This window comes from Candidatus Aquicultor sp. (genome assembly GCF_054640775.1).
In genome coordinates this window covers 1-23876 of record NZ_JBTSLF010000009.1, presented here as the reverse complement: position 1 = coordinate 23876, position 23876 = coordinate 1, and the positions used below count along the sequence as shown (strand labels likewise).

General features: G+C 51.7%; 24 protein-coding genes, 1 tRNA gene and 1 other annotated feature. Of the genes, 14 read left to right on the top strand and 11 right to left on the bottom strand.

Annotated elements, in window-relative coordinates; genetic code table 11:
- Positions 1-15: 15 nt before the first annotated feature.
- Positions 16-927 (bottom strand): HAD hydrolase family protein, encoded by a 912-nt coding sequence (locus ACYC56_RS01690; protein WP_461372445.1) that lies wholly within the window; start codon positions 925-927, stop codon positions 16-18.
- 218 nt (positions 928-1145) lie between these two features.
- Between ACYC56_RS01690 and ACYC56_RS01685 the strand changes: the two genes are divergently transcribed.
- The 3 genes from ACYC56_RS01685 (at position 1146) to ACYC56_RS01675 (ending at position 3745) form a co-directional block, all read left to right on the top strand.
- The gene (locus ACYC56_RS01685) at positions 1146-2456 is read left to right on the top strand and encodes a glycosyltransferase (protein WP_461372444.1); all 1311 of its coding nucleotides are present in this window, start codon (positions 1146-1148) and stop codon (positions 2454-2456) included.
- A 107-nt stretch (positions 2457-2563) separates the two neighbouring features.
- Positions 2564-3226 carry a winged helix-turn-helix transcriptional regulator gene (locus ACYC56_RS01680; RefSeq protein WP_461372443.1) on the top strand — a complete coding sequence of 221 codons (663 nt, stop codon included), beginning with the start codon at positions 2564-2566 and terminating at the stop codon, positions 3224-3226.
- Between the two features lie 156 nt (positions 3227-3382).
- Complete coding sequence (locus ACYC56_RS01675; protein WP_461372442.1) at positions 3383-3745, top strand: STAS domain-containing protein; 363 nt, start codon at positions 3383-3385, stop codon at positions 3743-3745.
- A gap of 10 nt (positions 3746-3755) precedes the next feature.
- Here the strand turns inward: ACYC56_RS01675 and ACYC56_RS01670 are convergent, their stop codons facing one another.
- On the bottom strand, positions 3756-4511 hold the full coding sequence (locus ACYC56_RS01670; protein WP_461372441.1) for an NAD(P)H-hydrate epimerase: 756 nt from the start codon (positions 4509-4511) through the stop codon (positions 3756-3758).
- A 3-nt stretch (positions 4512-4514) separates the two neighbouring features.
- The gene (locus ACYC56_RS01665; protein WP_461372440.1) at positions 4515-4781 is read right to left on the bottom strand and encodes a hypothetical protein; all 267 of its coding nucleotides are present in this window, start codon (positions 4779-4781) and stop codon (positions 4515-4517) included.
- On the opposite strand from ACYC56_RS01665, the gene ACYC56_RS01660 reads away from it, so the two are divergent.
- The 3 genes from ACYC56_RS01660 (at position 4756) to ACYC56_RS01650 (ending at position 8031) form a co-directional block, all read left to right on the top strand.
- Positions 4756-5694 carry an ABC transporter ATP-binding protein gene (locus ACYC56_RS01660; RefSeq protein WP_461372439.1) on the top strand — a complete coding sequence of 313 codons (939 nt, stop codon included), beginning with the start codon at positions 4756-4758 and terminating at the stop codon, positions 5692-5694. The two genes, ACYC56_RS01665 and ACYC56_RS01660, sit on opposite strands and share 26 nt — an antisense overlap.
- Positions 5694-6782 carry an ABC transporter permease gene (locus ACYC56_RS01655; protein WP_461372438.1) on the top strand — a complete coding sequence of 363 codons (1089 nt, stop codon included), beginning with the start codon at positions 5694-5696 and terminating at the stop codon, positions 6780-6782. Before ACYC56_RS01660 ends, ACYC56_RS01655 begins: the two co-directional genes overlap by 1 nt.
- 106 nt (positions 6783-6888) lie before the next feature.
- Positions 6889-8031 (top strand): bactofilin family protein, encoded by a 1143-nt coding sequence (locus ACYC56_RS01650; protein WP_461372437.1) that lies wholly within the window; start codon positions 6889-6891, stop codon positions 8029-8031.
- On the opposite strand, the gene ACYC56_RS01645 is transcribed toward ACYC56_RS01650, so the two are convergent.
- The 3 genes from ACYC56_RS01645 to nhaD form a co-directional block, all read right to left on the bottom strand.
- Positions 8028-9236: a GAF domain-containing SpoIIE family protein phosphatase gene (locus ACYC56_RS01645; RefSeq protein WP_461372436.1), complete on the bottom strand. Its 1209-nt coding sequence runs from the start codon at positions 9234-9236 to the stop codon at positions 8028-8030. The two genes, ACYC56_RS01650 and ACYC56_RS01645, sit on opposite strands and share 4 nt — an antisense overlap.
- A gap of 54 nt (positions 9237-9290) precedes the next feature.
- Positions 9291-9674 (bottom strand): PAS domain S-box protein, encoded by a 384-nt coding sequence (locus ACYC56_RS01640; protein ID WP_461372435.1) that lies wholly within the window; start codon positions 9672-9674, stop codon positions 9291-9293.
- Positions 9675-9804: 130 nt separating this feature from the next.
- Positions 9805-11070 (bottom strand): sodium:proton antiporter NhaD, encoded by a 1266-nt coding sequence (gene nhaD, locus ACYC56_RS01635; RefSeq protein ID WP_461372434.1) that lies wholly within the window; start codon positions 11068-11070, stop codon positions 9805-9807.
- Positions 11071-11463: 393 nt separating this feature from the next.
- Here nhaD and ACYC56_RS01630 point away from each other — a divergent pair, with 393 nt between their 5' ends.
- From ACYC56_RS01630 to ACYC56_RS01620, 3 genes are all read left to right on the top strand, one after another.
- Entirely contained in the window at positions 11464-12939 is a 1476-nt protein-coding gene (locus tag ACYC56_RS01630; RefSeq protein WP_461372433.1) for an ammonium transporter, read from the top strand.
- A gap of 2 nt (positions 12940-12941) precedes the next feature.
- On the top strand, positions 12942-13280 hold the full coding sequence (locus ACYC56_RS01625; RefSeq protein ID WP_461372432.1) for a P-II family nitrogen regulator: 339 nt from the start codon (positions 12942-12944) through the stop codon (positions 13278-13280).
- A gap of 370 nt (positions 13281-13650) precedes the next feature.
- Entirely contained in the window at positions 13651-14259 is a 609-nt protein-coding gene (locus tag ACYC56_RS01620) for a winged helix-turn-helix transcriptional regulator (protein ID WP_461372431.1), read from the top strand.
- 274 nt (positions 14260-14533) lie between these two features.
- On the opposite strand, the gene ACYC56_RS01615 is transcribed toward ACYC56_RS01620, so the two are convergent.
- The 5 genes from ACYC56_RS01615 to ACYC56_RS01595 all read right to left on the bottom strand — a co-directional run bounded on the left by ACYC56_RS01615 (position 14534) and on the right by ACYC56_RS01595 (position 19068).
- Positions 14534-15058 (bottom strand): hypothetical protein, encoded by a 525-nt coding sequence (locus tag ACYC56_RS01615; RefSeq protein ID WP_461372430.1) that lies wholly within the window; start codon positions 15056-15058, stop codon positions 14534-14536.
- Entirely contained in the window at positions 15046-16206 is a 1161-nt protein-coding gene (locus ACYC56_RS01610) for a helix-turn-helix domain-containing protein (protein WP_461372429.1), read from the bottom strand. The genes ACYC56_RS01615 and ACYC56_RS01610 overlap by 13 nt, the downstream gene beginning before the upstream one ends.
- Before the next feature lie 691 nt (positions 16207-16897).
- Positions 16898-17722 (bottom strand): GSU2403 family nucleotidyltransferase fold protein, encoded by an 825-nt coding sequence (locus ACYC56_RS01605; RefSeq protein WP_461372428.1) that lies wholly within the window; start codon positions 17720-17722, stop codon positions 16898-16900.
- Complete coding sequence (locus tag ACYC56_RS01600) at positions 17723-18808, bottom strand: type IV toxin-antitoxin system AbiEi family antitoxin (RefSeq protein ID WP_461372427.1); 1086 nt, start codon at positions 18806-18808, stop codon at positions 17723-17725.
- Positions 18809-18995: 187 nt separating this feature from the next.
- Positions 18996-19068, bottom strand: a tRNA-Arg gene (locus ACYC56_RS01595).
- A 185-nt stretch (positions 19069-19253) separates the two neighbouring features.
- Positions 19254-19493 (top strand) — a binding site (T-box leader).
- 65 nt (positions 19494-19558) lie between these two features.
- On the opposite strand from ACYC56_RS01595, the gene ACYC56_RS01590 reads away from it, so the two are divergent.
- The 5 genes from ACYC56_RS01590 to ACYC56_RS01570 form a co-directional block, all read left to right on the top strand.
- Positions 19559-20818: an aminotransferase-like domain-containing protein gene (locus ACYC56_RS01590; protein ID WP_461372426.1), complete on the top strand. Its 1260-nt coding sequence runs from the start codon at positions 19559-19561 to the stop codon at positions 20816-20818.
- 194 nt (positions 20819-21012) lie between these two features.
- On the top strand, positions 21013-21963 hold the full coding sequence (locus ACYC56_RS01585) for a D-alanine--D-alanine ligase family protein (RefSeq protein WP_461372425.1): 951 nt from the start codon (positions 21013-21015) through the stop codon (positions 21961-21963).
- 67 nt (positions 21964-22030) lie between these two features.
- On the top strand, positions 22031-22546 hold the full coding sequence (locus ACYC56_RS01580) for a YtxH domain-containing protein (RefSeq protein ID WP_461372424.1): 516 nt from the start codon (positions 22031-22033) through the stop codon (positions 22544-22546).
- 169 nt (positions 22547-22715) lie between these two features.
- Positions 22716-23342, top strand: a complete 627-nt coding sequence (locus ACYC56_RS01575; protein ID WP_461372423.1) for a GNAT family N-acetyltransferase — start codon at positions 22716-22718, stop codon at positions 23340-23342.
- 75 nt (positions 23343-23417) lie between these two features.
- Positions 23418-23876: hypothetical protein (locus tag ACYC56_RS01570; RefSeq protein WP_461372422.1), on the top strand; the 459-nt coding region annotated here is incomplete at its 3' end.

Genomic DNA, 23876 nt, shown 5'->3' with positions numbered 1-23876 from the left:
TAAGACCGCTTAACATTAGCGGTATTTTCTGCCTATGAGGAAGCGAATTGCCTCAGCCCATCCCAGGCCCATCTCTTCATGGGTTATAAACACGTTTGGATAATCACCCAGCCGCTCCAGTATCTCGGGATTCTCCAGTACCGCATTTCGCACGAGGAACAACACGCCCACTTCGGGGGCAAGCTCGAGATCGGCTATCGAGTCACCGATGGCGGCGCACATACCTTTGGCAAGCCCTCGTGTCTCCTGGTCTTTGCGCACCGCTGAAGCCTTGCTGCTTGCTTCGGGCAAGAGGTGGTAGGCATGCACTTCGGTTATCTGCGGGTCGAGACGTTCGCTTCTTCGCCTCACCTTGCCGTTATCGATGATTTTAAGGTCGGCAAAGCCGTTCTCCTTCAGGAGCGCGTTGACCTCCTCGACATCGACCCATCCCCGGAACATGTGGGTGAATTCCCTCTTCTCCGACCAGGGAAGATGATACTCAAGGCGCCGGTCGTACGCTTCGAGCAAGAGTTGCGGCGCGCCGCTTTCTTCAATCGCCTTCCATACGGTGTTCTCGCCTACCTGAAAATCCCCGATATTCGATACCAACACCTCGCCCAGGTTATAGGCGATCTGGCAGCCGAGCTCGGAGATCCAGTTCTTGAAACCGAGGATCCGCGTGTCCGAGTGCAGCTGAGCCCGATTGCGCCCCGAAACGAGGACCACGTCGATTTTGTGAAGATGGCAGGAGACTATCGCCTGGGCGGGCGAGCTGGTAAAGCCGTGGTTTGAATCGAGAAAGAGGCACCCGCCCGGCCCGAGAAGCGTGCCGTCGACGTCACTATAGATGACCCTGGTCTCCGGCGCCATCAGGTTAATGAGCTCAACAGGCCACGGCTCGACGTAGTCTATTACATTTAATCTATCCAGCGTACCAAGACTCACGACATCACCTCCCATGCACCGCACGGTTGTTTAAATAATCCAGCCGTATTAGTTTTTTATCAGGTATTCATTTAAGTCTTCTATTAGCGTCACTTTTAATTCTAGTACCAATTGGTATATTTTTAAAGCTCAGCTGTTCTTTGGGTCCCGCCGGTTGTTGATGGGCTGTGAACGTGGTACGTTTCGTAATGAAAAGCTAAAAGCGGTCAGGTGAAACAATGGATGAGAAAAACAGTGAGAAAACAGTGCTTCAGCCGGAGGTGCTTGCACAAATCGAGCGCCTGGGGCAGGCGGATATCATAGTAGGCATCCCGAGCTTCAGAAACGCCGGGACCATCTCCCATGTGGTGCGGGCGGCCGCGCTTGGGATGACACAATTTTTCCCGGAACTCAAACCGGTTCTGGTCAATGCCGATGGCGGTTCCGATGACAGAACCTGCGATATCGTACTCGAAACGCCGGTTCCGCCCCGGGTCGAGAAGATAGTTACCACCTATCGTGGGCCCGCCGGCAAGGGGAGTGCGTTTCAAACCATCTTCGAGATCGCCGACCGCCTGCGCGCCAAGGTCTGCATCGTCGTCGATTCGGATCTGCGCAGCATCACCCCTGAGTGGATACAACTCTTGGGCGAGCCCATCTACCGGCATAACTACGGTTTTGTTACGCCGCATTACCTCAGATATAAGTATGACGGCACGATCACGAACTCGATAGCATACCCGCTGACGAGAGCGCTTTACGGGCAGCGGTCGCGCCAGCCGATCGGCGGCGATTTCGGGGTCTGCTGGGCGCTCGCAAAAGTATTCAGCCAGGAGGATATCTGGAGCGATGAGAACATCCACCGCTTCGGTATCGACATCTGGATGACCACGACCGCGATCAACGAGGGCTTCAGGATCTGCCAGTCGACGATGGGCGTCAAGTTGCACGATCCAAAAGACCCCGGTGCGGATCTTGGGCCGATGTTTCGCCAGGTCGTCGGCACCATTTTTGAGATGATGAGCAAATATGAGACCAAGTGGAAAGTCGTCCATGGAAGTTTCTCAACAGATATCTTCGGCACGCTTAAGAGAGCCGAGCCCGAACAGTTCGCCATCGATTTGCACCGGCTCATCGAGAAGTTTAAAGACGGTTTTGCCAAGAATGAGCCCCTTCTTGAGAGGATACTACCCGCCGACACGTTTAAGGAGGTCAAGGCGCTCACACTTCCGCCGACCGATATTTTCAACTTCCCGGATGAGCTATGGGTGAAGGTGGTCTACGACTTTGCGGTCGCCTATAACTGGAGCGGGATCGACCGGCGCGATGTCGTCGATGCGCTTATGCCCCTCTACTTCGGGCGCACCGGCTCGTTTGTCATCGAGACCGAGGTCATGAACAACCTTGAGGCCGAGGACGAGGTCGAAGCGATCGCCGAAACGTTCGAGCGCTCAAAGCCATACCTTCTCGAGCGTTGGGACACAGCAAAAGGGCAGGCTGCAAAGAACCGCCTCCCGCTTGAATGCCGGCCGGGTACCGAATTAATATAAACTTCATATTCTTGAAACCTTTCCGTAATAATCCGAGGTTACCGTAACTGTAAGGGCAATAGCGCCCGCGATCTCATAATCTCATGATGCGCTAATCGCGTGTTTTTTTGGAAGGGGTAGTTCTCATTAAGGCGGGCATTATAACTGTGGACCCCGCTCTCTCCTCGCAACTCAAGCGGGACCTTGAGCAGTCCGGTTTCATCTCGGTTACTAATGGGCATGGCAACGGCGGGCAGGTGGATGTGGTACTCCTCGACTGCCGCGATTCTCAGCACGTGGTCGAGCGCATCGAGAATCTCAAAGACGATGCGCCGGTGCTCGCCATCGTTAAGGAGAAGCCCGATTTACCCGTTGAGATTTTTACCGAGTTCACCGACGTTCTCTTTTACCCCTACACGGAAGAAGAACTTTACTTTCGCTTGTCGTTGGCGGCGTATAAAAGCGAGCGGGCCGAGCAGGACGAGATATTCGAGTGGGGCGGATTTAGGATCAACTACACGAACTACGAGGTTTCGGTGGACGGCAACAAGCTTGATCTTACATACAAGGAATATGAGCTGCTCAAGCACATGGCTTCCGCGCCGGGGCGAGTGTTTACGCGAAGCCAGCTTCTAAAAAGCGTCTGGGGCTATGATTACATAGAGGGCGCACGCACGGTCGATGTGCACATACGCCGCCTGCGCTCAAAGCTCGGTAGCAAGTACGCCAACCTGATCGAGACGGTACGCCATGTCGGCTACCGCTTTAAGCCCGTCTCTTCTAACAAATAAGACGTAAGGGTATCCTGTAAACAACCCCTTGAATAAGCCCGACCCACCACCAAGAATCCCCTTATGTCTCGTTGCAACCCCGTTAGGGCGTGAAGTTTCGTGGTATGAAAAAGCATCGCGATAATTTCTTAGCGTTACTGGAGAGAAGGGTTCCAGATGTTATCAATACGGGTGCTCGATGAGCGGATTCCGATGATCATCGTCGAAGGCGAAATCCAGGCATCGAGTAAAAACGAGATCGACGAGGCCATCAGGCTAGCGCTACCGGCGGGGGAAATCGAGTTAATCCTCGACTTGACCGGCGTCACGAGCCTTGATGCCGGTGAAGCCCAGGCTATTATAGAGGCCACACACCGCACCCTGGGTCGCGGGGGGAGGCTGGCCCTTGTAGTAAGCCAGAAAGATAAAGAGAACGCGCTCAAGGAAGCCAGGGTTGCCGATGTGCCCGGCATCTTTATCTTTACGGACCGCCTCAAGGCAATGCAATACCTCGGGGAGCGGGGTCGCGGTATAGCGTAATGACAAGCCGTTAAGCCGTTGCCGTTATGCCCAGCGCCGCTTCTTCGCGGTGGATGAGCACGAGATCGTCATCGAGAAACGGATTATTCCCTTTCAAGCCGAGCGTGGCGTACACCTCGGGCGGGATGCCGATATCGGCGAGCCAAAGCTGCCCTACGTATGGGGCGGCCTCAGCGGTAAGCAGTCCGGTTTTAGGGACGCCCAGGGTCACCGTCGCGCTCGCGATGACGCATGGGTCGTAGGCCAGTCCCGTCGTCGCGTTGAGCCCCGAGGGCACATCGAGCGAGATGGTCTCTTTTTTTGATTTATGTGCCGCATTAATTGCATCCGCATACTCTGCCGCCGGCGGGCCGGACGCACTATATCCCAGGAGCGCATCGATTATCAGGTCAAACTTGCTTAAACGGGCAATATTGAGACCGCTCGTCTCACCGATCTCAACGTCCATCGATCGCAGAATATTAAGCTGCGTGAGCGCGGTCTTCTTGAGCGAACTCTCGGGGGTGGCGAGTGCCACTTCAACGTGTGCGCCCCAATCGTGCAAGTTGCGGGCCGCAGCCAGTCCGCCCGCCGCATTTTTACTGGTACCTGCAAGCACGATGATCTTACGCTTTACAAGCCTGCCATCCAAAAGCAGGCGAGACGCCCGGGCCAGCGCACGCCCCGCGTTTTCCGCTAACTGAAGCGGTTGCAACCCATAGTTATAGGCGACCACCCGGTCGATTTCCCTCATCTGCTCGGCGGTTACCGATAGTAGCTTTTTCATGCCTTAAAACCCCCTAAAGATCTGGTTATCTTTATTTTTCCCCTTTTCTATAGATATCAGCCACCAATCCGGCACTGAGTTAAAAAAGGGGTTGCCAAAGAGTCCGCTTCCTTCCTTGTTCTTTGGCATAACTGTCGTATAATAAATAAGTTGCGGCAAGAAGCGGTCTCTAAGAACGCCCGCGCCGCAGCGATACGTGACGAAGTCATCTTTCGCTATTTTGTCATTACAGGAGGTCGTATACGTGGATTCGACTATGGACTCGGTCATAGAGATCATCGACCTGGTGAAAATATACGGGGATACCCGTGCGGTCGATGGCGTTTCACTTACCGTTGGACGCGGCGAGGTATTCGGCATCCTCGGGCCCAACGGCGCCGGCAAGACGACGACCCTTGAGATGGTCGAGGGCTTGAGGCAACCGGACGGCGGCGCGATCAGCATCGACGGTGTACCGGTTTGGCCGAACCCCAAAAAAATCAAACATCTTGTCGGCGTGCAACTGCAGACGACCGCGATGCTTGATTTTTTAAATGTGCGCGAGATGGTGCGCCTCTTCGCATCGTTTTACGGGATTCGGATGGATAAGAAAGGGGCGGACGCTCTTCTCGATGAGGTCTCACTCGTAGAAAAGGCGAATGCTATGATAAATCAGCTCTCCGGCGGCCAACAGCAACGGCTCTCGATTGCGCTTGCCCTGGTGAACGACCCCAAAGTCGTCTTTTTGGATGAGCCGACCACCGGCCTCGACCCGCAGGCCCGCCGCAAGCTCTGGTCGGTCGTCGAGCGCATCAATGCCGAGGGCAAGACGATTGTTTTGACCACGCACTACATGGAAGAGGCCGAGGTGTTGTGCCCCCGGGTCGCCATCATGGACCACGGCAAAATCATCACCGTCGATTCACCCGGCGAACTCATCCGCTCGCTCGGCGTGGATTCAAAGGTAACGTTTACCGCCTCGCACACGCTCGACCTGGCGCGCCTCACGACGCTCCCTGCGGTAAGCGAGGTCGCCAACGGCGAGGGGGCGTATAGTTTCTTCACCGCAGATATCCAGCGCAGCATAACCGGGCTGCTGCATTTGGTGGACGCAGAAGGTGTTAAAATTGAGAATTTACACGTTGCCGGGGCAAACCTCGAAGACGTATTTTTACATTTCACGGGAAGGGGGCTACGGGAATAATGCGGCTTTTAAATATGACGCTCGCAAACATGAAGATGACGATGCGCAACCGGCAGGCGCTGTTCTTTCTTTTCGTCTTCCCGCTTCTGTTTATGGTGCTCTTTGGGATCATTTTTGGCAACGGCGACCAAAGTGCGGCCAAGGTGGCCGTTGTGTCGCTCGACTCATCGCCGATGGCCGGGCAAATAATCGACAATCTAAAGAAGGTAGATAAGCTGACCGTGGAGAAAGACGGGCGTTCCACAGCGCTCGACAAGCTCAAGAAAGGCAAGGTCGATAGCGTCCTTATCCTCGAGAAGGGCTTTGCGGAGGGGTTTCCGAAGCGACCGGCGGCGCTTACCCTCTACTACGATCCGGCGGCAACGCGCTCGCAGATGATGCGCGGCACGGTCGGCGCGATCTTGGGTGGCATGGAGCGGGGGATGGTCAAAGTGCCGCCTCTTATCAAGATCAACAACAAAAGCGTCCAATCGGACCAGCTTACATATATCGACTTTCTGCTCCCCGGAGTGCTTGCGATGTCGCTGATGAACTCCGGGCTCTACGGGGTCGCCAACTCGATGGTCGCCCGTCGTGAGAAGGGTGTGCTGAGGCGCCTCAAGCTCACCCCGATGCCGCTCAGTGAGTTTATCGGGGCGGGTATTATCAACCAACTGGTCGTCAGCTTACTACAATCGGTGGTGTTGATCGCCGTCGGGCACTTTGCGTTTAAGGTTCAGATTACGGGCAGTTTGCTGCCGCTTGGTCTCGTCGTTATCATCGGCAGCCTTTGCTTTATCACGCTCGGTTTTGTCATCGGCAGCTTCGCCAAAACGTCGGACTCCGCCGCAACGCTCGGCAACATCATCGGTATGCCTATGATGTTCTTGGGCGGCGTTTTCTTCCCGGTGGATAACGCACCGACGTGGATCCAGCCGCTCATCAAGGTCTTGCCGCTTAAATACCTCGCGGATGCGCTGCGCAGCGTCATGGTGCAGGGACAATCCCTGGGGTCGGTTCAGACCAACCTTTATATCCTTCTCGCGGTCACAGCGGTACTATTCGCGGTCTCGATCAAGTTCTTCCGGTGGGAATCGGAAAGCCGGTAACATGATATGTTAAGCCGCCTCACGGGGCGGCTTTTCTGTTTGAAGCCCCGGCTTTTTGGGGTAGATATATTGCGTGTCCGACATCTACCGTAGAGGGGCTGAGCGCTTGAAACGTTTATTATTGATTACCATCTCTATAATGTGTGTTATCCTGTTCCTTGTGCCGCAGGCCGCGTACGCCGCTGCGCTGCGGTCATCTAACAACGTCACCATCGATTCGGGAGAGGTTATCAACGACGACCTCTATGTCTCGGGAGGAACGGTTGTCGTCAACGGAAAAGTCAACGGGGACCTTATCGTAGGCGGCGGGACGGTTACCATAAACGGGCCGGTCCGCGACGACCTGATGATCGGCGGCGGAAACGTCACAGTTAACGGAACTGTCAATCAGTCGGCCCGGATATCGGGTGGAACCCTGTCGGTTAACGGTAAGATAGGACAAGACTTGTTGGTTGCAGGCGGCACCGTCGAGGCCGCGTCCTCATCCTCTGTCGGTCGCGACACGCTTCTCGCCTCGGGCAACGCTCAGCTTAGCGGAAGTATCGGCAGAAAACTTCAGGCGGCTGCCGGCAATGTCGTTATTGACGGGCCTGTTGGGGGCACAGCGCGCCTGGACGTGAGCCAGTTACGGCTTACGGACCGGGCGAACATAAAGGGCGACCTCATCTACACCAGCGAGAATAGGGCGACCATCGCGCCCGGGGCCAAAATCTCAGGAAAGACCACCCGCCACGTGAGGCCCCGCCCTGCTAATAGGACCGGCTCGCGGATACTCACCTTTGTTCTCTCGTTCCTCGCAGCATACCTCTTCGGCATCGTGCTGCTTGCGTTGTTCCCGGTAAAAGTCCCGCGCATCGCCGCCGCTGTGGTAAATTCGGCCTGGATAAGTCTCTTGGTCGGCCTGGCGCTTCTCATACTTGTGCCGCCGGCAGCGATCATTCTTTTGATATTAGTGATAACGATCCCCATAAGCATGACCGCCATCTTCTTATACATCCTCGGGATCTATCTCGCTAAGGTTTTCGTCGGGCTGGCAATTGGAAAGTTGATCAGCGGGTATTTCAAACTACGCGGCGGAAACGCACTCGCCCTGCTCATCGGGCTTTTCATAGTGATGCTGCTCGGGGCGATACCCTTCATCGGGCCGGTGCTTAGGTTCATCTACATCTTGTTCGGTCTTGGCGCCGCCGGTTATGTGATCTACAAGGCGATTCAGGAACGGGAGCGGCCCGGGCAACCGGCGGCCTAGCCGGTGCGCTTGATTACCATCAACACGATATCGTCCGTCAGGCGCCCTCTGGCAAACTCGCTAGCGTCTTCGATGATCCTGTCCGCTATCTCCTGCGCTTTTAGTGCGGAATATTTGGTCATAAGCTCACCGAGACGCTCCATCCCGAAGAACTCTTTGTCGCGGCGAAGCTCTATGATCCCATCGGTATAGAGGACCAGCAGATCATCCTGCGCCAGGCGAAGCGCCACATCCGTATACTGGTAGTTTTCGACAAGCGCAAATGCCGGGTCGCTCGCGGTGACCGGTGCGATTTCGCCTCGGGCCGCCTCGTAGTGAAGCGGGTACGGATGCCCGGCGATACCGAAAAGGAGTTCTCCACTCTCTGTATTGTAAAGGCTGTACACCAGCGTGACAAAGTGACCGCCGGTAAGCTGGCCTGCGGTGATGTTGTTGGCGCTCGTTAATACGCTTGCGGGATCGGGGTTTTCAAAAGAGACCGCACGAAGGGTGTACTTGACCATCGCGGCGTCCGCAGTCGCTTCGATTCCCTTGCCTGAAATATCACCGACAAATATGGTGACGTTGCCGTCTGAGAGCTGCATTGCGTCGTAAAAATCCCCGCCGACGACCGCTGCGATCGTCGCCGATGCGTAAAATATACCGATATCGGTGTGTTCTGATATCGGAGGGCGGCCGGGAGCAAAACCGCGCTGCAGCGTTTCTGAGATATAGCGCTGTTCCTCGAAGAGAGTAATGTTATCGATCGCCACTGCGGCCTGCCCGCCGATGGATTCGAGCAAGACCATATCGTACGCGGAAAAGGACTGATTCGGGCCGGGCATCGCCAACCAGAGCACACCCAGGATCTTACCCCGTGCCCTCAACGGAACGGCCGCCATCGCCCGAATACTCGTGTCAACGAGCCCTTCTATCTTGTGGGGTTCCTGCTGGTAGTTATCCGTCTGCTGTGCTTCTCCCAAATCGATGGCATGGCTCAGAATATCCGAGTCGAGTTTGTAGCTGAATTCTGCCGGGTATGCGGGCAGGTTATGGATATAGGGGATTGTGATACGCTGGTCTTTCTCATCAAACAGGGCAAGCCCACCCGCACTGCAGTCGATCAGCTCAACGGCGCTTGAGACGATGGTATAAAAAAGTTCCTCCTTGTCGCGCCCCGACGATATGCTCAGCGCAGCCGTTTTAAGGATCTCCAGATCCTCCACCCGCTTGCGGATCTCAAGCTCTGTCTTGACCCGCTCGCGGATATCGCGGCAAATTCAATGCCCGAGCGCTTTGCCGTTGACCTCGGTGATCCTACCGTTTTTCTCTACCGGGATCAGACCGCCGTCTTTCTTGCGCAGGTGCAGGTCGCGGACATTGTAGATGCCGCCGTCCCTTCTGTATATCTCGATGATTTCCTCGGCCCGCCCGCGCTCCTCGACTGCATGCAGGTCGTAGAAATCCTTATGCCGTATCTCGTTTATGGTATACCCAAGCTGCTCGATCCCCCGCGGGTTCATATCGAGGATCTGCAGGGTTTCGACGTCGAAGAGATACATAATATCGGCGGCCGTGTCGAAGACGGCGCCGTGCGCCAGCTTTACCTCTTCAGCCGTAAACCGACCGATCATATTATCTGCTTGATGCTCATCCGTTGCCACTTTGAGAGACCACCTATTTAGTTATTTTCATTTATTTACCCATTTTAACACGTAAATGTGTGTGCAAAGCAACAAAATAAGCCGGGGCTTGATCTGGAATAGAAAACCCAACTTACAAGTAGAAGCCGGGCTAGGAAAGAAGCAACCGCTCGAGGTACCATACGCAAATGCCGCACATGTAACCTAAGGCTGCCGGTAGAGCCGCTACTTTTAGGTAGGTCACGGAATCAAGTTCTTTCACGATGCCCATCGCTACCACTCCGGCAGCAGAGCCAATCACGAGTATCGATCCACCTGTTCCTACGGTAAGTGCAATAAGCACCCAAATAGATGAGTCAGTGGTTTTAACAATATCCATAGCAGCTGCGGTTAAGGGAACGTTATCAACGATAGCTGAGAGTACGCCCATAGTAGAACTACCAATAACAAAGCGTGACAAGCTGGGGCTATGTCCAAAAATCCCGTTAGATACTATCTCTAAAATTCCTAGATGATTAAGCGCCGCAACAGCAAGTAAGATGCCAATGAAGAACTTCAGGCTTGATATGTCCGTTTTTTGAAGTAGCCGCTCAACCGATGCTGTAAAATGGGATTGGTGGTCTGGCAAACCCTTTTTCAATACATCTATCACAAGCCACGTTAATCCAAGTCCTGCTAGCAGACCCATATATGGCCTAAGCCCTAAACTATGGAACACAAACGGCAAGGAAAAAGAGCCAAACGCAAACCCAATGACTAGCTTTTCGGAGCGAAGGAGCCTGAAACTATCAGTCGCCGGAATACGATCTTTACCTTTCTTTACCTTGCGTATCATAAGGGATGCTGCAACGAGGTAGATAACCATAGAAGGGATAAAGCCTAACAATATAATCTCGCCGCTGCTAAACATTCCTTTTAGCCAGAGCATGGTTGTAGTTACATCGCCAATTGGGGAAAAAGCTCCGCCTGCATTAGCAGAAATGACAATTAGCGCGGCCGCAATAACGAGGTTCTTTCCCTTAAAGAAAAGCCGTGAGAGCTGGGCGAAAATGATTGTGGTGGTCATGTTATCGATTATTGCGGATAGGAAAAAGGCAAGAGACGACATTATCCATAATAGACCGGTATCACTAATATCCCTTGATAGAAGCCAGGAGCGAACCACATCGAAAAACTTATAATGAACCAATATCTCGACTAATGTCATAGCCGAGAGTAGGAATACCAGGATTTCGAAGATTTCGGCCGCCGCCTCGCCGAGGTGCACGCTTATTTTAGCTTGGTCATAAAAAGCAATAAGCATCCACAAAATGGCCGCAAAAAGCATTGCCACAGCGCTTTTACTAATCTGAAGCTTATGCTCAGCCGAAATCAGTATATATCCAAAAATAAATACGAATGATGCAAGAAAAATCATATACCCAATCCCTTGTACGGCCTAGCGCCAAACGATGCTCCATTCATGACCACTACATTAATCGCATAGACACCCTAGTAATATTGCTTTGCCTCTACCGCAGCGATGTACACCGATTAATGCCTTAATTGTTCTCGCAACACTGCGTAGCCTATCAGTAAAGTAAATCATTGCCAGAGTTATAGCAACCCAAGCCGCAAGAGTAATCCGTAATACTTAGACAATTAACATCGACGAAATATAAAAGTAACCCGAAGTTTATCTCCCGGTAACCGACCCGAAATAACCGAGGTTTATCATCTGCTTAAAGCGCTAGGTAATTCTGTTAAGCGGAGGTGAATGTCTTAATAACAAGCTTTGCGTTTTTAAGAGAGGAAGGGAGGCTAATTATAAATGTTTAAGAGAATTAGCAGTTTGTTTGTCCTTGTTTTTGTCCTTATGGCTGGCTTTAATTCGTTGGCGTTTGCAGCCGACAAGACTGCTGACACCCTTGCCAGCTTGCAAGTCCAGATTGACACAGTTTGGACCCTTGTCGCCGCGTTTCTCGTGTTTTTAATGCAGGCAGGGTTTGCGCTTTTGGAAAGCGGGCTTACAAGAGCGAAAAATGTCGGAAACATCATGATGAAGAATATGATGGATTTCGGTATCGCTTCGATTGCATACTGGGCTGTCGGTTTCGCTATTATGTTCGGTGCCGGCAATGCGCTTTTCGGAGCCAGTGGATGGTTTGTTAATGTAGCGTCGGATCAGGTAGATAAGGTTTTCGGTTCATTATCCTGGACGGGCGTACCGTTGATGGCCAAATGGTTTTTCCAGCTAGTGTTCGCGGGAACCGCGGCAACTATTGTCTCAGGTGCGATGGCCGAAAGAACAAAGTTTTCTTCGTATTTGATTTACAGTGCTATTATTAGTGGTTTCATATACCCAATCGTCGGCCACTGGATTTGGGGTGGAGGCTGGCTTGGCAGCATGGGCTTCCAGGATTTTGCCGGATCAACCGTTGTTCATAGCGTAGGAGGCTGGGCTGCTTTGGCCGGTGTTTTAGTTATCGGACCACGCATCGGAAAGTTTGGGAAGGACGGGAAGGTAAATCCTATCCCCGGGCATAACATGCCCATGGCAGTGCTGGGTGTTTTCATCTTATGGTTTGGCTGGTTTGGTTTTAACCCCGGCAGCACCATGGGCGCAGCATCGCTTTCATTCGCCGACATAGCAGTTACAACGAACCTGGCGGCTGCCGCTGCAGCACTTACCGGTATGATTACCGCCTGGTTAGTTATTGGAAAGCCAGACATTTCACTGACAGGTGGAGCAGCTATCACGGGTCTCGTAGCCATCACGTCGCCATGCGCGTTTGTTGAGAACTGGGCGGCAGCTATCATCGGAGTAGTAGCGGGACTCATTTACGTTTTTGCGGTGCTTTTACTAGATCGGATAAAAATCGATGATCCGGTTGGCGCAATTCCTGCACATGCTCTCGGGGGCGTTTTTGGAACCCTAAGCGCTGGCATATTTGCATCACCGCGCCTGGTCGAGCTTACCGGGGTTGGTAAAGCGGGGCTTGTTTATACCGGAAAATTCGATCAGCTATTTGTCCAGGGCATTGGTGCCCTCGCAGTATTTGGGTTTGTTCTTGTATCCTCATACGCAATGTTTCAAATTATTAAAGCAACTGTCGGTCTTAGGGTCAGCGCCGAGGAAGAACTCCAGGGTTTGGATATCCACGAGCACGGTATGTGGGGTTATCCAGAGCAGTTCCTATCCGATTTACCGTCAGGGATTGCGAGTCATTACCCAGCACCCGGTGAATCTAATTTAGAGCTTGCTAATAGACTAGGACGTGGCATACCGGCCAGGGAGGGCAGCTAATCATGAAGCTGGTTAAAGCAATACTCAGACACGAACAACTTGAGGGAGTCAGGGATTCTCTCGATAAGCTTGGCATTACAGGTATAACCATCTCGGATGTCAAAGGTTCTGGGCAGCAACGCGGGTATACTGAGGCATACCGTGGGGCAAAAGCAATTATACACTTCAGGCCCAAAGTAAAGATTGAGACCGTTATACAAGATGATCAGCTGGACGATGTTGTTCAGGCCATTCTCTCCAATGCTCGTACCGGTGAGATAGGCGATGGAAAGATCTTCGTTATCCCTGTAGAAGAAACAATCCGAATTCGCACAGGTGAAATGGGCTCTGATGCAGTCTAGGTCCTTCGGGACTTAGACTGCAAGTCGCCCATACCCTAGCGAAAACGATGCAAAATTTCGGTGAGAGACATATCTAGCGGACCCTGCTTTCCCAGCGGCAGGGCCCTTTTCTATTGGCACAGGTCAACTATCGTAACTCCTGCTCATGGCACTGATTCTCTTAACAAGGAGTTAATTAAGAATTAACTCAACGTTTATTCTCGGGAAATAGCCACGAAACATCCTTGCGGTACTCTTATTTAAGATGCCGAATTCATCCAACCCGATCATCCGGCACCTAAAGCAGTGCATCTACAAGTGAAGAGATGCGTAACCCTTATGTTCCGGGTTTACGGATAAGCAATTAGAGAGTGCAAAAGCTGGTGATGACATGGGTACGATTTTATTTTTCAGCAAAGTCAAACACAGGGCCAGAGCGATCAGCAAAGAGCTTGAGAGTATCGGTCACGAGGTGATCATGACCTCGAGCCTAGCGCCATCGTTGACGATCCTAACGGCAGAACCTATCGATGTGATCGTATTGGATTTGCTCTCCGGCGTAAACGACATAAAAAGGATTATCGGAAGGGTCACCGGCAGCACACGGCTCAACCAATTGCCACTCGTGGCGTTGATAGATAAGACCGATGTCGACCGGATCGAAACAACCAAAGGCATCAGCGAGGCTGTGATAGAGGTGGCCGGCTTGATTATCGACCCGATCAGCTACGAGGTAACCATCGACGGTACCCCGGTTCAACTGACCTACAAAGAGTTCGAGCTGCTCAAGTTCCTCGCCAGCAATCAGGACACGGTATATGCCAGGCAGACCCTCGTCAAACGAATCTGGAAACACGACTACGACAGCGGCATGAGAACGGTCGACGTCCACATCCGGCGCCTCCGCGCCAAACTGGGCAAATACAGCTGCCTCATCACCACCGTACGCCACGTCGGCTACCGGTTCAGCAGCCCGGTATCGAACATGATATTCAGCTAAGTTCGTAGAGAAATCGCGCCTGCTCCTTCATCCGCAGCGGCGCTCCAAATACAAAAAAGCGGGCTTTAATCCCGCTTTTTTCGTGCCCCCGGCATGATTCGAACATGCGACACCAGGTTTAGGAAGACTAATTCTTTGTGTTGTTGGGTATCGCTGAGTGATATAATGCCTGGTTAGAGGCATATGCAAGTTTCACTGCGTCCGCTAAATATCGCTGAACTTCGTCCTGTTGGCCGTCAGATTGGCTGTCAAAATCCCGAGCACTATCCGTAGACTACTCTAGGTAACCGATTCTATCTCTGAACCGCTCGATGATTCCCTCGTTAACGAACTTAGGGCTCATCTCATGTAAGGTATAGACTATAACTAGCGCATCTTCAGAAAGGAGAACCTCTTTGTCCACCAAACGCGCAAGTAGCTCTAATCCCCAAACACTCTGAGCTCCATCGGTGCTACATTCCCTATGTAGGCGTTCCTCGTTTGTTACAACGACCCAACCATTCGCTTTTGCAATGACGAGGCTCAGATGATCGTAAAAGGAGAGTTTACCCCGTCTTTCTTCAGCCAAGGCTACTTGTTCAATCTCGGGCTCAACAACTAAGAGGCCAAGTGAAGAGCACTTGGCCTCGTCTAGTTTCTTTACCTCATCGACCAATACAGGCGAAGCGACATAGCAATCTCCAATATGTGTGGCGATGAGGCTTAGGACGGTAATATCGCTATCATTGAAATCAATGAGGACGTTTGCATCAAGTATATAGATTTCGCTGCTTGTTTTGTCCTCTTCTAGTCCACCCAAGAAGCGGCCCTTTCCCTCATGTCTGCAAGGTCTATTCTTAGTATTTCTGCGCCTCGGCTTAACGAGATCTCTTCTTTCTCTATGGCAGTTCTAACAAGCGCCGACAAGCGGTCTTCAACAAAATCATTCTCATTCAAATGTTCGGGCTCAGAAGAGCGCAAAGCTTCTGGGTATGCCATATGAAAATTAGACCTCTTAAGCCCTTGTGGTTCATCCACAGAGCCGAGAGATTTTCCATATCGTTTTTTATAATTGACATGGAAAAGCATCCACGCTTTATCGCCGATACTGGTTGTAGTGCTAAGTCGATATAGAACGGTTCTGTAGCTAACACGGAAAATCCTTTTTATCTTTAGTACACGATCCAAGAAAGACAGGCCATAAGCCTCTTGCCATTCCTTTTCAAAAACACCTTGCGGCATCAGGAAGTAGCTGGCAAATATATTGGCTTCCTCCTCCTGACTCTCATCTTCATCAACACGCTCAACATCATAGGAATTAAGGTGTAGTATAAGATGGCCGAGTTCGTGCGCTACAGTATAAATCCAACGCTCTACAGCTATGCGGTCCCACACATTGACGATAATAGCGGGCCCACCTTCACTCGCCGCAACAGAGAGCCCAAAAAAGCCTTTCGAGCTTAGGCTTATGGTATAAATTTTGATGCCTTCAGCTTCGAGAAGTCCGCAAATATCCCTAATCAATTCATCCTTTTTTAGCCCTAGCGCCTCCCTTGCCTTTTCTGCAGCCGCTATAGCTTTTTGTGCGCCTGGTTCTTGCCCGCTAAATTGTTTGCTTAGTTGATCCAGATCATAGGCAATCTTGTTATTTAGAAGGTCCTCAAGATAATTAAAGTCATCTAACCAGCGGGATACATTTACCACTATTTGATCTCGATTGTTCATTTTATTGCTAGCTCTAAACCGTATAGCCTTAAGGGGTTTGACTGGCACCAACAAATCCTGCAGCTTGACATTAAGAGCTGTGGCAATACTCTGCAGGGTGGAGACCTTAGGAATAGCTTTCCCCGTTTCAATATTCCGGTAAGCAGTACGAGAGAGCCCAGCCTCTTCTGCGACCTGGTCTTGTTTAATGCCTTTAGCATCACGAATTAGACGCAAGTTGTACGCAATGGTTGCTGCTTGCATAAATACCCCCCCCCTTGCCTCTATACTATACATTATTACAAATAATGTCAATATTACAAGTTTACTGATAATATCGGCAATTATCGTTTATACATTAGCTATCTGCTTCCACGTTTAAAACAATAATCCTGCAAGGTTTATTAAAATGCTGTTATTTTTATGGGGACACCTATGAATATTTTCGATTTTAGTTGAGACAGAAGGCCCTCAATTTCCAAAGACTAATTCTTCATATTATAGGGTATCGCTAAGTTCCTTAATGGCCGGTAGATATCCTACCTTAAATTCACTGTGCCCACTAATTGCCACCGAATTTCGTCCTGTTGGCTGTCAAAATTGCGATTGCTTTTCGCGGATATATTAGCGCAGGACCTAATCTCAGATTTATCTCTCGATCAATTTTGACCAAAACCTTGCCCGACACTACAATATAAACATCAGAGTAATCTAACCACCAATCGTTGTGCAAACGATGCCATAACCGCAAAACCGCAAGGCAGGACTGCGGATTCGGCAACGAAGTAGCAAAGCCCTAACCAGCATAAATGCGCAAAAAAAAAGGGGGGGGGTAGTAGCAGACTAGCGCCCGCCTAGACCCGCACCCAAGCTTTCCGTGAACAAAATTCCTTTTATTTTTATTCGGGTGAATTAAGAAACGGTAGCTCTGCGACTGCCAAAATGCACGAATTATCTACAGACGGTTGATAAACTCTTTAAATACCGCATCGATATAGTGCCTGAGTTGCTCATCGTCCATTCCCGTAAACGCCCAGCTTGGCCGTTGGCTTAATACCAGGTCTATGCCTCGCGTGCTATCAATGAAATATGCAGTCAGGTTCTGCTTAAACGTGCGAAACCACTTTTTATGATAATTGCCCGAGAGATCGATTACTTGATTGGCGATTTGTTTACCATAAACCGGAAAATCTATGGATATGATATCGAAGATGTAATAAAGATCCTTTGATCGCTTGTTTGAGCGCTCGCTCCTGGCGAAGACAAGCCCTTTATTAAACACATATGCTGCCGGCGATGGCACCTTGATGTCTAACTCAATAAAATCTCCGTTATCTAAGACGCCGCTTATGGTAATACTATTTGTGTTTTCATATAGGATATCAGCAAAACGCAGCGCTTGTGCGGATAAGCCTGTTTGAACGGTTACAGCAATAGCCCTACTGCGTCCTCTTTGGCTTGTCAAAAACTCAAGCTCGATCTCTTGGCCATTAAGCCTTCCATCGTACTTCATAACCGGGGGAGAGTAGCTTGACGTGAATTGTGCGTTAAGTCCGATCGATCTTAAAATCCCATCAATAGTAGCGTTGCTTTTGATTGGCACCTCGTTGGCCACAACAATATCAAGGTCATAGGTTCTCAGCGGAGTAATTCCTTGTTGTGGAAACAGGTACTGGAAATACAGATAGGGCGCCCAGCCGCCGACTATCACTATGTCGGGAAGATAATCCCTCAGCGACCAAAGAATCTTTATAAGAACCGGTCTTAATTCATCAGACACTTATCGTTCACCTGCGATTTTAGCTAGCCTTTTGACGTAAATATGTTCAGCTTGCTCTAGGCCTCTTAACGGATAATTATAGAGGTCGATGTAGAGTTGTAAATCGGAGACCACCGGAAGGCCGCTCTCTTCTCGTTTGCCGTAGAAAACCGACTGCTTATAGTACGGATCGAGAATCACAAAATTAGAACCTCGATCGACCCTGCGCAGGCCGAGTAGATTAACTAGCCGCTCGCGCGCATCGCTGTCCTTGGCGTAGACATGAACTGAATCAAACTCTGCATAGGGGGCGACCAGATACGCGCCGGCTTGCAGCGCCAACGCATACTCGATATCTTTACCGCCATCTAATCGTTTGAGAACATCTATGATGCTTTTTGCGCTAGGAGCGGGATAGAAATAGTTATGCTGATAATTCTTCTTGTAGCTATAAGCATGAACCCAGTCTTCAAGAACCGATTTTGGGTTGATTAAGCTAATTCCCTCTTCCGACTTGGAGGCATATCCTCGTTGATTAATGGAATTGATAATTTTTGAGACAAATCCAGCAGTAATCCCTAGCTTGTTAGCAAGCTCATGTATGCCCCATTGCTTTTGGGGCTGCTCAAACATGGCCCTTAACACCAAGGATGCTTTATCCGCAAAAGGGTCCCTACTGATGCGCTCTTCTTTGAATTGGTTGGCTTGACCTTGTACGTCGATATACAAACCCTCGAATTTGATCCATTCATTACCCGATAGGTCGATATAGAGGATGTCGTTATCACGGAGCATCTGACGCGCCCGTGGGCTCAAGTAAGGCGCCACCAACATTGGTAGTGCATTAAATGCCTTAGCGTAGCTCTTTAACTGCTCAGATGCTTGCCGAATACTTGCGGGATTGCCGCTACTCTTAAATTCGATAACGACTTGAGCAGACTTGCCAGCGAATTCTAGTTTAGCTAGTGCATCCGGCTGAGAAACAGCTAGGTTGCGGTTGTTGTGAATTTTTGGCGCTAATTGTTGAACTTGAAGCCGAGCATTATCGACAGCCAAGATTTTATCCAATTGTTTTAAGAATCTGTTTTCAACATCTATAGCACTCATAATGTTCACCTGTTTCCTATTATCGGCATGTTTCCCATTTGGGAAACACCTAAATTATAGGAAACACTGAAGAATTTTGCAAATCGAGTTCTTTCTTGCCACCGGTGGCCGTCAAATTGGCTGTTAAAACGGAAAAATCCACTAATCCTAAGACTAGTGGAGTGTTGTTTCCCCTGCCCGCCTGTTGTGCCCCCGGCATGAATCGAACATGCGACACCAGGTTTAGGAAACCTGTGCTCTATCCCCTGAGCTACGAGGGCGTAAATTTAAATTTTAACATAATTGAGTATAAAAGGTGTGAAGTATCGCGTCAAGGCCGGTAAAACCCCCTTCTACAACCATCTGGCCGCCCGGCGGGGGCCGGTTGTGGTTTGACTTTGCTGGCTCTCTGCTCTATCATAATGCTTTAAAACAGAGCACAATTAGTACACGATAAATAACAAATAGATGTGCGTAGAAGGGAAGAGTACGGTTAGACCACAGTCTAAGAGAGCCGGGGTAGCTGGGAGCCGGTACCTGGTTTAGCTGGAAAGCCGTCCCTGAGCAGTCGGGCAGAACCTTTAAAGTAAGCCCGACCGGAGGTACCGTTATCACCGGGGTCGTGCGACTCCATAAGGCCGCAACCGCGAGGTCGTGGTGAAAATGGGTGGTAACGCGAGTGGAAAGTTAGCCTCTCGTCCCGTTGGGATGAGGGGTTTTTTGTCTATAAAGACACGTTAAGTCGTAGCGTGCTGGGCCGAAGGTAAGATAATGACGGAGTTTAAATTAGACCAGTGGACAAAGCTATATGCGCCGCGAGTAAGCTCGATGAAGCCCTCGGAGATCCGGGAGATGCTTGCGGTCGCAGAGCGCCCGGATATCATATCGTTTGCCGGGGGCTTGCCCGATACCAGGGTGTTTCCCGTTCATCAGATCGTGGAAGCAACCCAGCGGGTAATGCTGCGCGAGGGGCCCGAGGCCCTGCAGTACGGCAGCTCGGAAGGGCACGAGGCGCTCAGGCGCCATGTCGTCAGCATGATGGGTGAAGTTGGCGTGAGGATCGGCGTGGATGACTTGATCATTACCGATGGCGCCCAGCAGGCGCTCGAGCTTCTTGGCAAGATATTCATCGGCAGAGGAGACACCATCCTGGTCGAGGCCCCGAGCTACCTGGGGGCGCTGCAGGCTTTTGCGGGTTATGAGCCCAACGTCGTCGGTATCCCCATGGATGACGATGGGCTGAAGGTCGACCTCTTGGAAGAAACGCTTAAAAAGCTTACCAAGCAGGGCATTCAGCCGAAGTTTCTCTACGTTATCCCCAACTTTCAGAACCCGGCGGGATTTACGATGTCGGCGGAGCGGCGTCTCAAAGTGCTTGAGCTTGCGGATAAATACGGGTTTCTTGTCATCGAGGATGACCCATACGGCAAACTGCGCTTTGACGGCGACGCGAAGGTGCTCCTGCGCGCGGTGGACGAAAACGTCGTCTATCTCGGGACCTTCTCCAAGATATTTGCTCCGGGTATGCGTCTGGGCTGGGTTATTGCGCCCAAGGCCATCCTGGAAAAACTGATTAATGCCAAGCAGGCGGCAAATTTGTGCACAAGCTCGTTCTCCCAGCGGGTAACCGAGGAATACATGAGCGCATTCGATTGGCGCCATAACGTCGACGTGCTGATCGATCTCTATAGAGACCGCCGTGATGCGATGCTCGCAGGGCTTGATGAGTACTTCCCGGACGGCTCGAGTTGGTCGCACCCCAACGGGGGGTTGTTTATCTGGGCGACGCTTCCCGGCGAACTGGATTCCAGTGTGATGCTCGCGGAAGCCATCCGCGAGGCCAAAGTAGCCTACGTGCCCGGCAGGGGATTTTTCGCAAACGAGGGCGGTAAAAGCAACATGAGGCTCAACTTCTCGTACTGCCCTCCCGAAGTTATCGGGGAGGGAATAAAGCGCCTTGGCGGCGTTATCAAGCGCCAGCTGGTTCTCTACAAGTCGCTTATGCGCGGCTATACGCCCAAGAAAAAGTAGGCGTGGTGCGTGGGCGCAATGAACCGGTAAAGCGCCATTTAGCAGGGATGTTAATTAATTATTTACAATCGTTACACACGACGTTGTACATTATTAATTAACAGATATTAAAAGATTCAATATAAAAGATTCGACAGTAAAGACGGTAACGAGTTTTTCTACGCCACTTAAGATAGGAATAGGGGGATACGACTGTGAGAGAAAGAATAGCGGTTCTCATGGGAGGCCGCTCGCTCGAGCGCGATGTGTCGCTTAAGAGCGGCCATCGGGTATTTGAGGCGTTACGGGAGAAAGGCTTTGAGGTCATCAAGCTCGATGTGGACGAAAACCTCGTCGACAACCTCAGGCAGAATCCGGTCGATCTAGTATATATAGCACTGCATGGAAAGTACGGCGAGGACGGCACGGTGCAGGAGTTGCTCGAGATCATGGGCATCCCGTATACCGGGCCCGGCGTTTACGCCAGTACCGTTAGTTTTGACAAAGCACTCTCCAAAGAAATATTTGAACGAAAAGGCATCCCAACGCCGGCGTACTTTACGCTGACCGCCGGCAGCTTCCGCGAGATGGGGGCGGCGGCGGTTCTTGATGACGTGGTGGAAAGCCTCGGCCTGCCGGTCGTCGTAAAGCCAGCCGGACAGGGCTCGGCCCTCGGCATCAAGATCGCACACGCCAAAGAAGAGCTTCCCGGCGCCTTGATCGGTGCGCTAAGCTACGACGACAAGGTAATCCTTGAGCAGTACATCAAAGGTGTCGAGGTAAGCGTGAGCGTGCTCGGCGACCATGACCCGAAGGCTCTTCCGGTAATCGAGATCAGCACGAACAAGGAATTTTTTGACTTCGACTCGATGTACTCGATGGGCCAGGCGGAGTACCACATCCCGGCACGGCTTCCGAAGGACCTCCTTCAGAAGATTCAAGACATTGCAATAAAGGTACATACCGTGTTGGATTGCCGCGATGTCTCACGAATCGACATCATGGTAAACGAGAAAGGCGAACCCTACGTGCTCGAGCTTAACTCGAGCCCGGGGATGACCGAGACGAGCCTGCTTCCCATGTCGGCGGCCGCGCACGGAATCGAATTCGATGATCTTGTCGAGATGCTGGTGGGGTTCGCACTCAAGCGCAAGAAAGCTGTTTAAAAACAGCGCAAGTTGGGTAACTCATTCTAATGAGCGAAATTTAATCTATTTTTTGGGGGGTCGTTATATGGCACACAAAGGAAAAGGTAGGATCGCGAGGTTGTTTGCCTTCGTGGTCGGCGGCGCTATCGGCGCTATCGGCGGATTGTTGCTCGCGCCGCGCGCGGGCGAAGAGACCAGGGAGCGCCTTAAAGAGCGCGCCGAAGAGATGATGGAGGAAGGCCGCGACAAATACGAGGATCAATTCGACCGCGTACGCGGCATGGCGACCGAGCGGGGCATGGAGCTAAAAGGCCGTATCGAGGAGGCCAGGGAACGCCTGGTGTCAAGCGTCGAGACCGCATCCCAGACGGTACGCGAAAAAATCAACGTAGGGGCCGAAGAAGCCGAGCAAGCGGTTTCAACCGCAGAGCAAGCGGTCAAGGAAGCAGCGGAGAAACCCGCTAAAAAGGCGGCCGAGAAACCAGCCGAGAAACCAGCCGAGCCGCCGGTCGAAGAGCCTGCCGAACCGCAAACCGAAGCAATGACCGAACCAGAAGCCGAAACACCAGCTGAGAAACCAGAAAAGGAAGAGACCGAATAGACGTACAGAAGCCGGATTTTAAATTTAATAGAAACCGCTTGAGATCGGGCAACCTGCCTGGTTGCGAGCGGTTTTTTGATTGGTGGGGCAGAAAGCGCACGAACTTGCAGTCGGGCGCGTATCGCCTACAATCAAATAAGAGGAACTTCATCGATTTTGGGGGATCGCTATGCGCAGGAAAATAGTGCCGGTAACGCCAAAGACGCTGCTGCGCTCCGGGTTGGAGTGCTCAAGCTGCACGCGCTGGGAAGGGTTACCGGCAGAGACCGACCCCGGCCGGGCGCACGAAGCCAAATCCGACCGCATGAGGCGCCTTATCAGGGAGTGCGGTGCGTGCGGCAAGATGATTTACGTCGACAATGAGGCGCTTGCCTACGCGCAGTACGGACCCGCGCGCTTTTTCCCGGGCGCACAACGGTTCTCAACCCCGGTCAGTGATGACGCCTACCTTTTGACGTGTTTATACGTGCGCTCCTACGCACGCGGGCGCGGTCTTGGCCGGGTACTTTTGCAGTCGGTTGAAGCGAGCCTGATCAAGCGCAAAGTAAAAGCTGTCGAAGCGTTTGCGACGCGGGATGAGAAGCACGCGCTCGGACCCATCGAGTTCTACCTGCAAAACGGCTTCTATATCGTACGGGACGACCCGCAATTTCCACTGATGCGCCTCGAGTTAAAAGCGCTTGTCGGATGGCAGATCAATATCCAGTTTGCGCTGGATGGGCTCAAAATCCCCGCGCACAGGCGCACCGGCGCACCGGTATCGTTTATTCGTGAGTCTAATAAAGTTAGTTTCTAATAAATCTCTAATGAGACTCATATTAGTCTCTCATTAGTCCTTAGTAATTCTTTAGTAAGTCTGTTGGTGGTTTTTTTGCCTGACGTAGTTAGAAAGATACTCTCCTCCTGGGCCGTCGCCCTGATAATCGCGATAGTTGCAAGCGGTGCCTTTGCCCTTTTGTTTGGCTACTCCTCCTATGACGTCGACGGGCTTCGCCTGGGCTTTGGGATCGAACCCTCCGCGCACGGGCAGACCGAGCTTGCCATCCCACCGTTCGGCGAGGTCACAGCGGCAACGCACGGCACGCCGCTTCGCATACGGGTCGCGGTGGAGCGAATCTATCCCCACGAGATCAGCCAGGTCGCCAACAAAATCGACACCAGCGGCGAATTGGTCAAGAAAATCGAGACGGAGGGCAAAAAGGCCTTCAAGCAATTCGTGATCCGCCTCATCGTGCTCGCCGCACTCGGCGGGATGCTGGGCGCCGCCCTCTCACCACGCAGGCGCATCTACAAGGCGGTTGCAGGTACCTTCGTGTGGGTCGCGTTCATC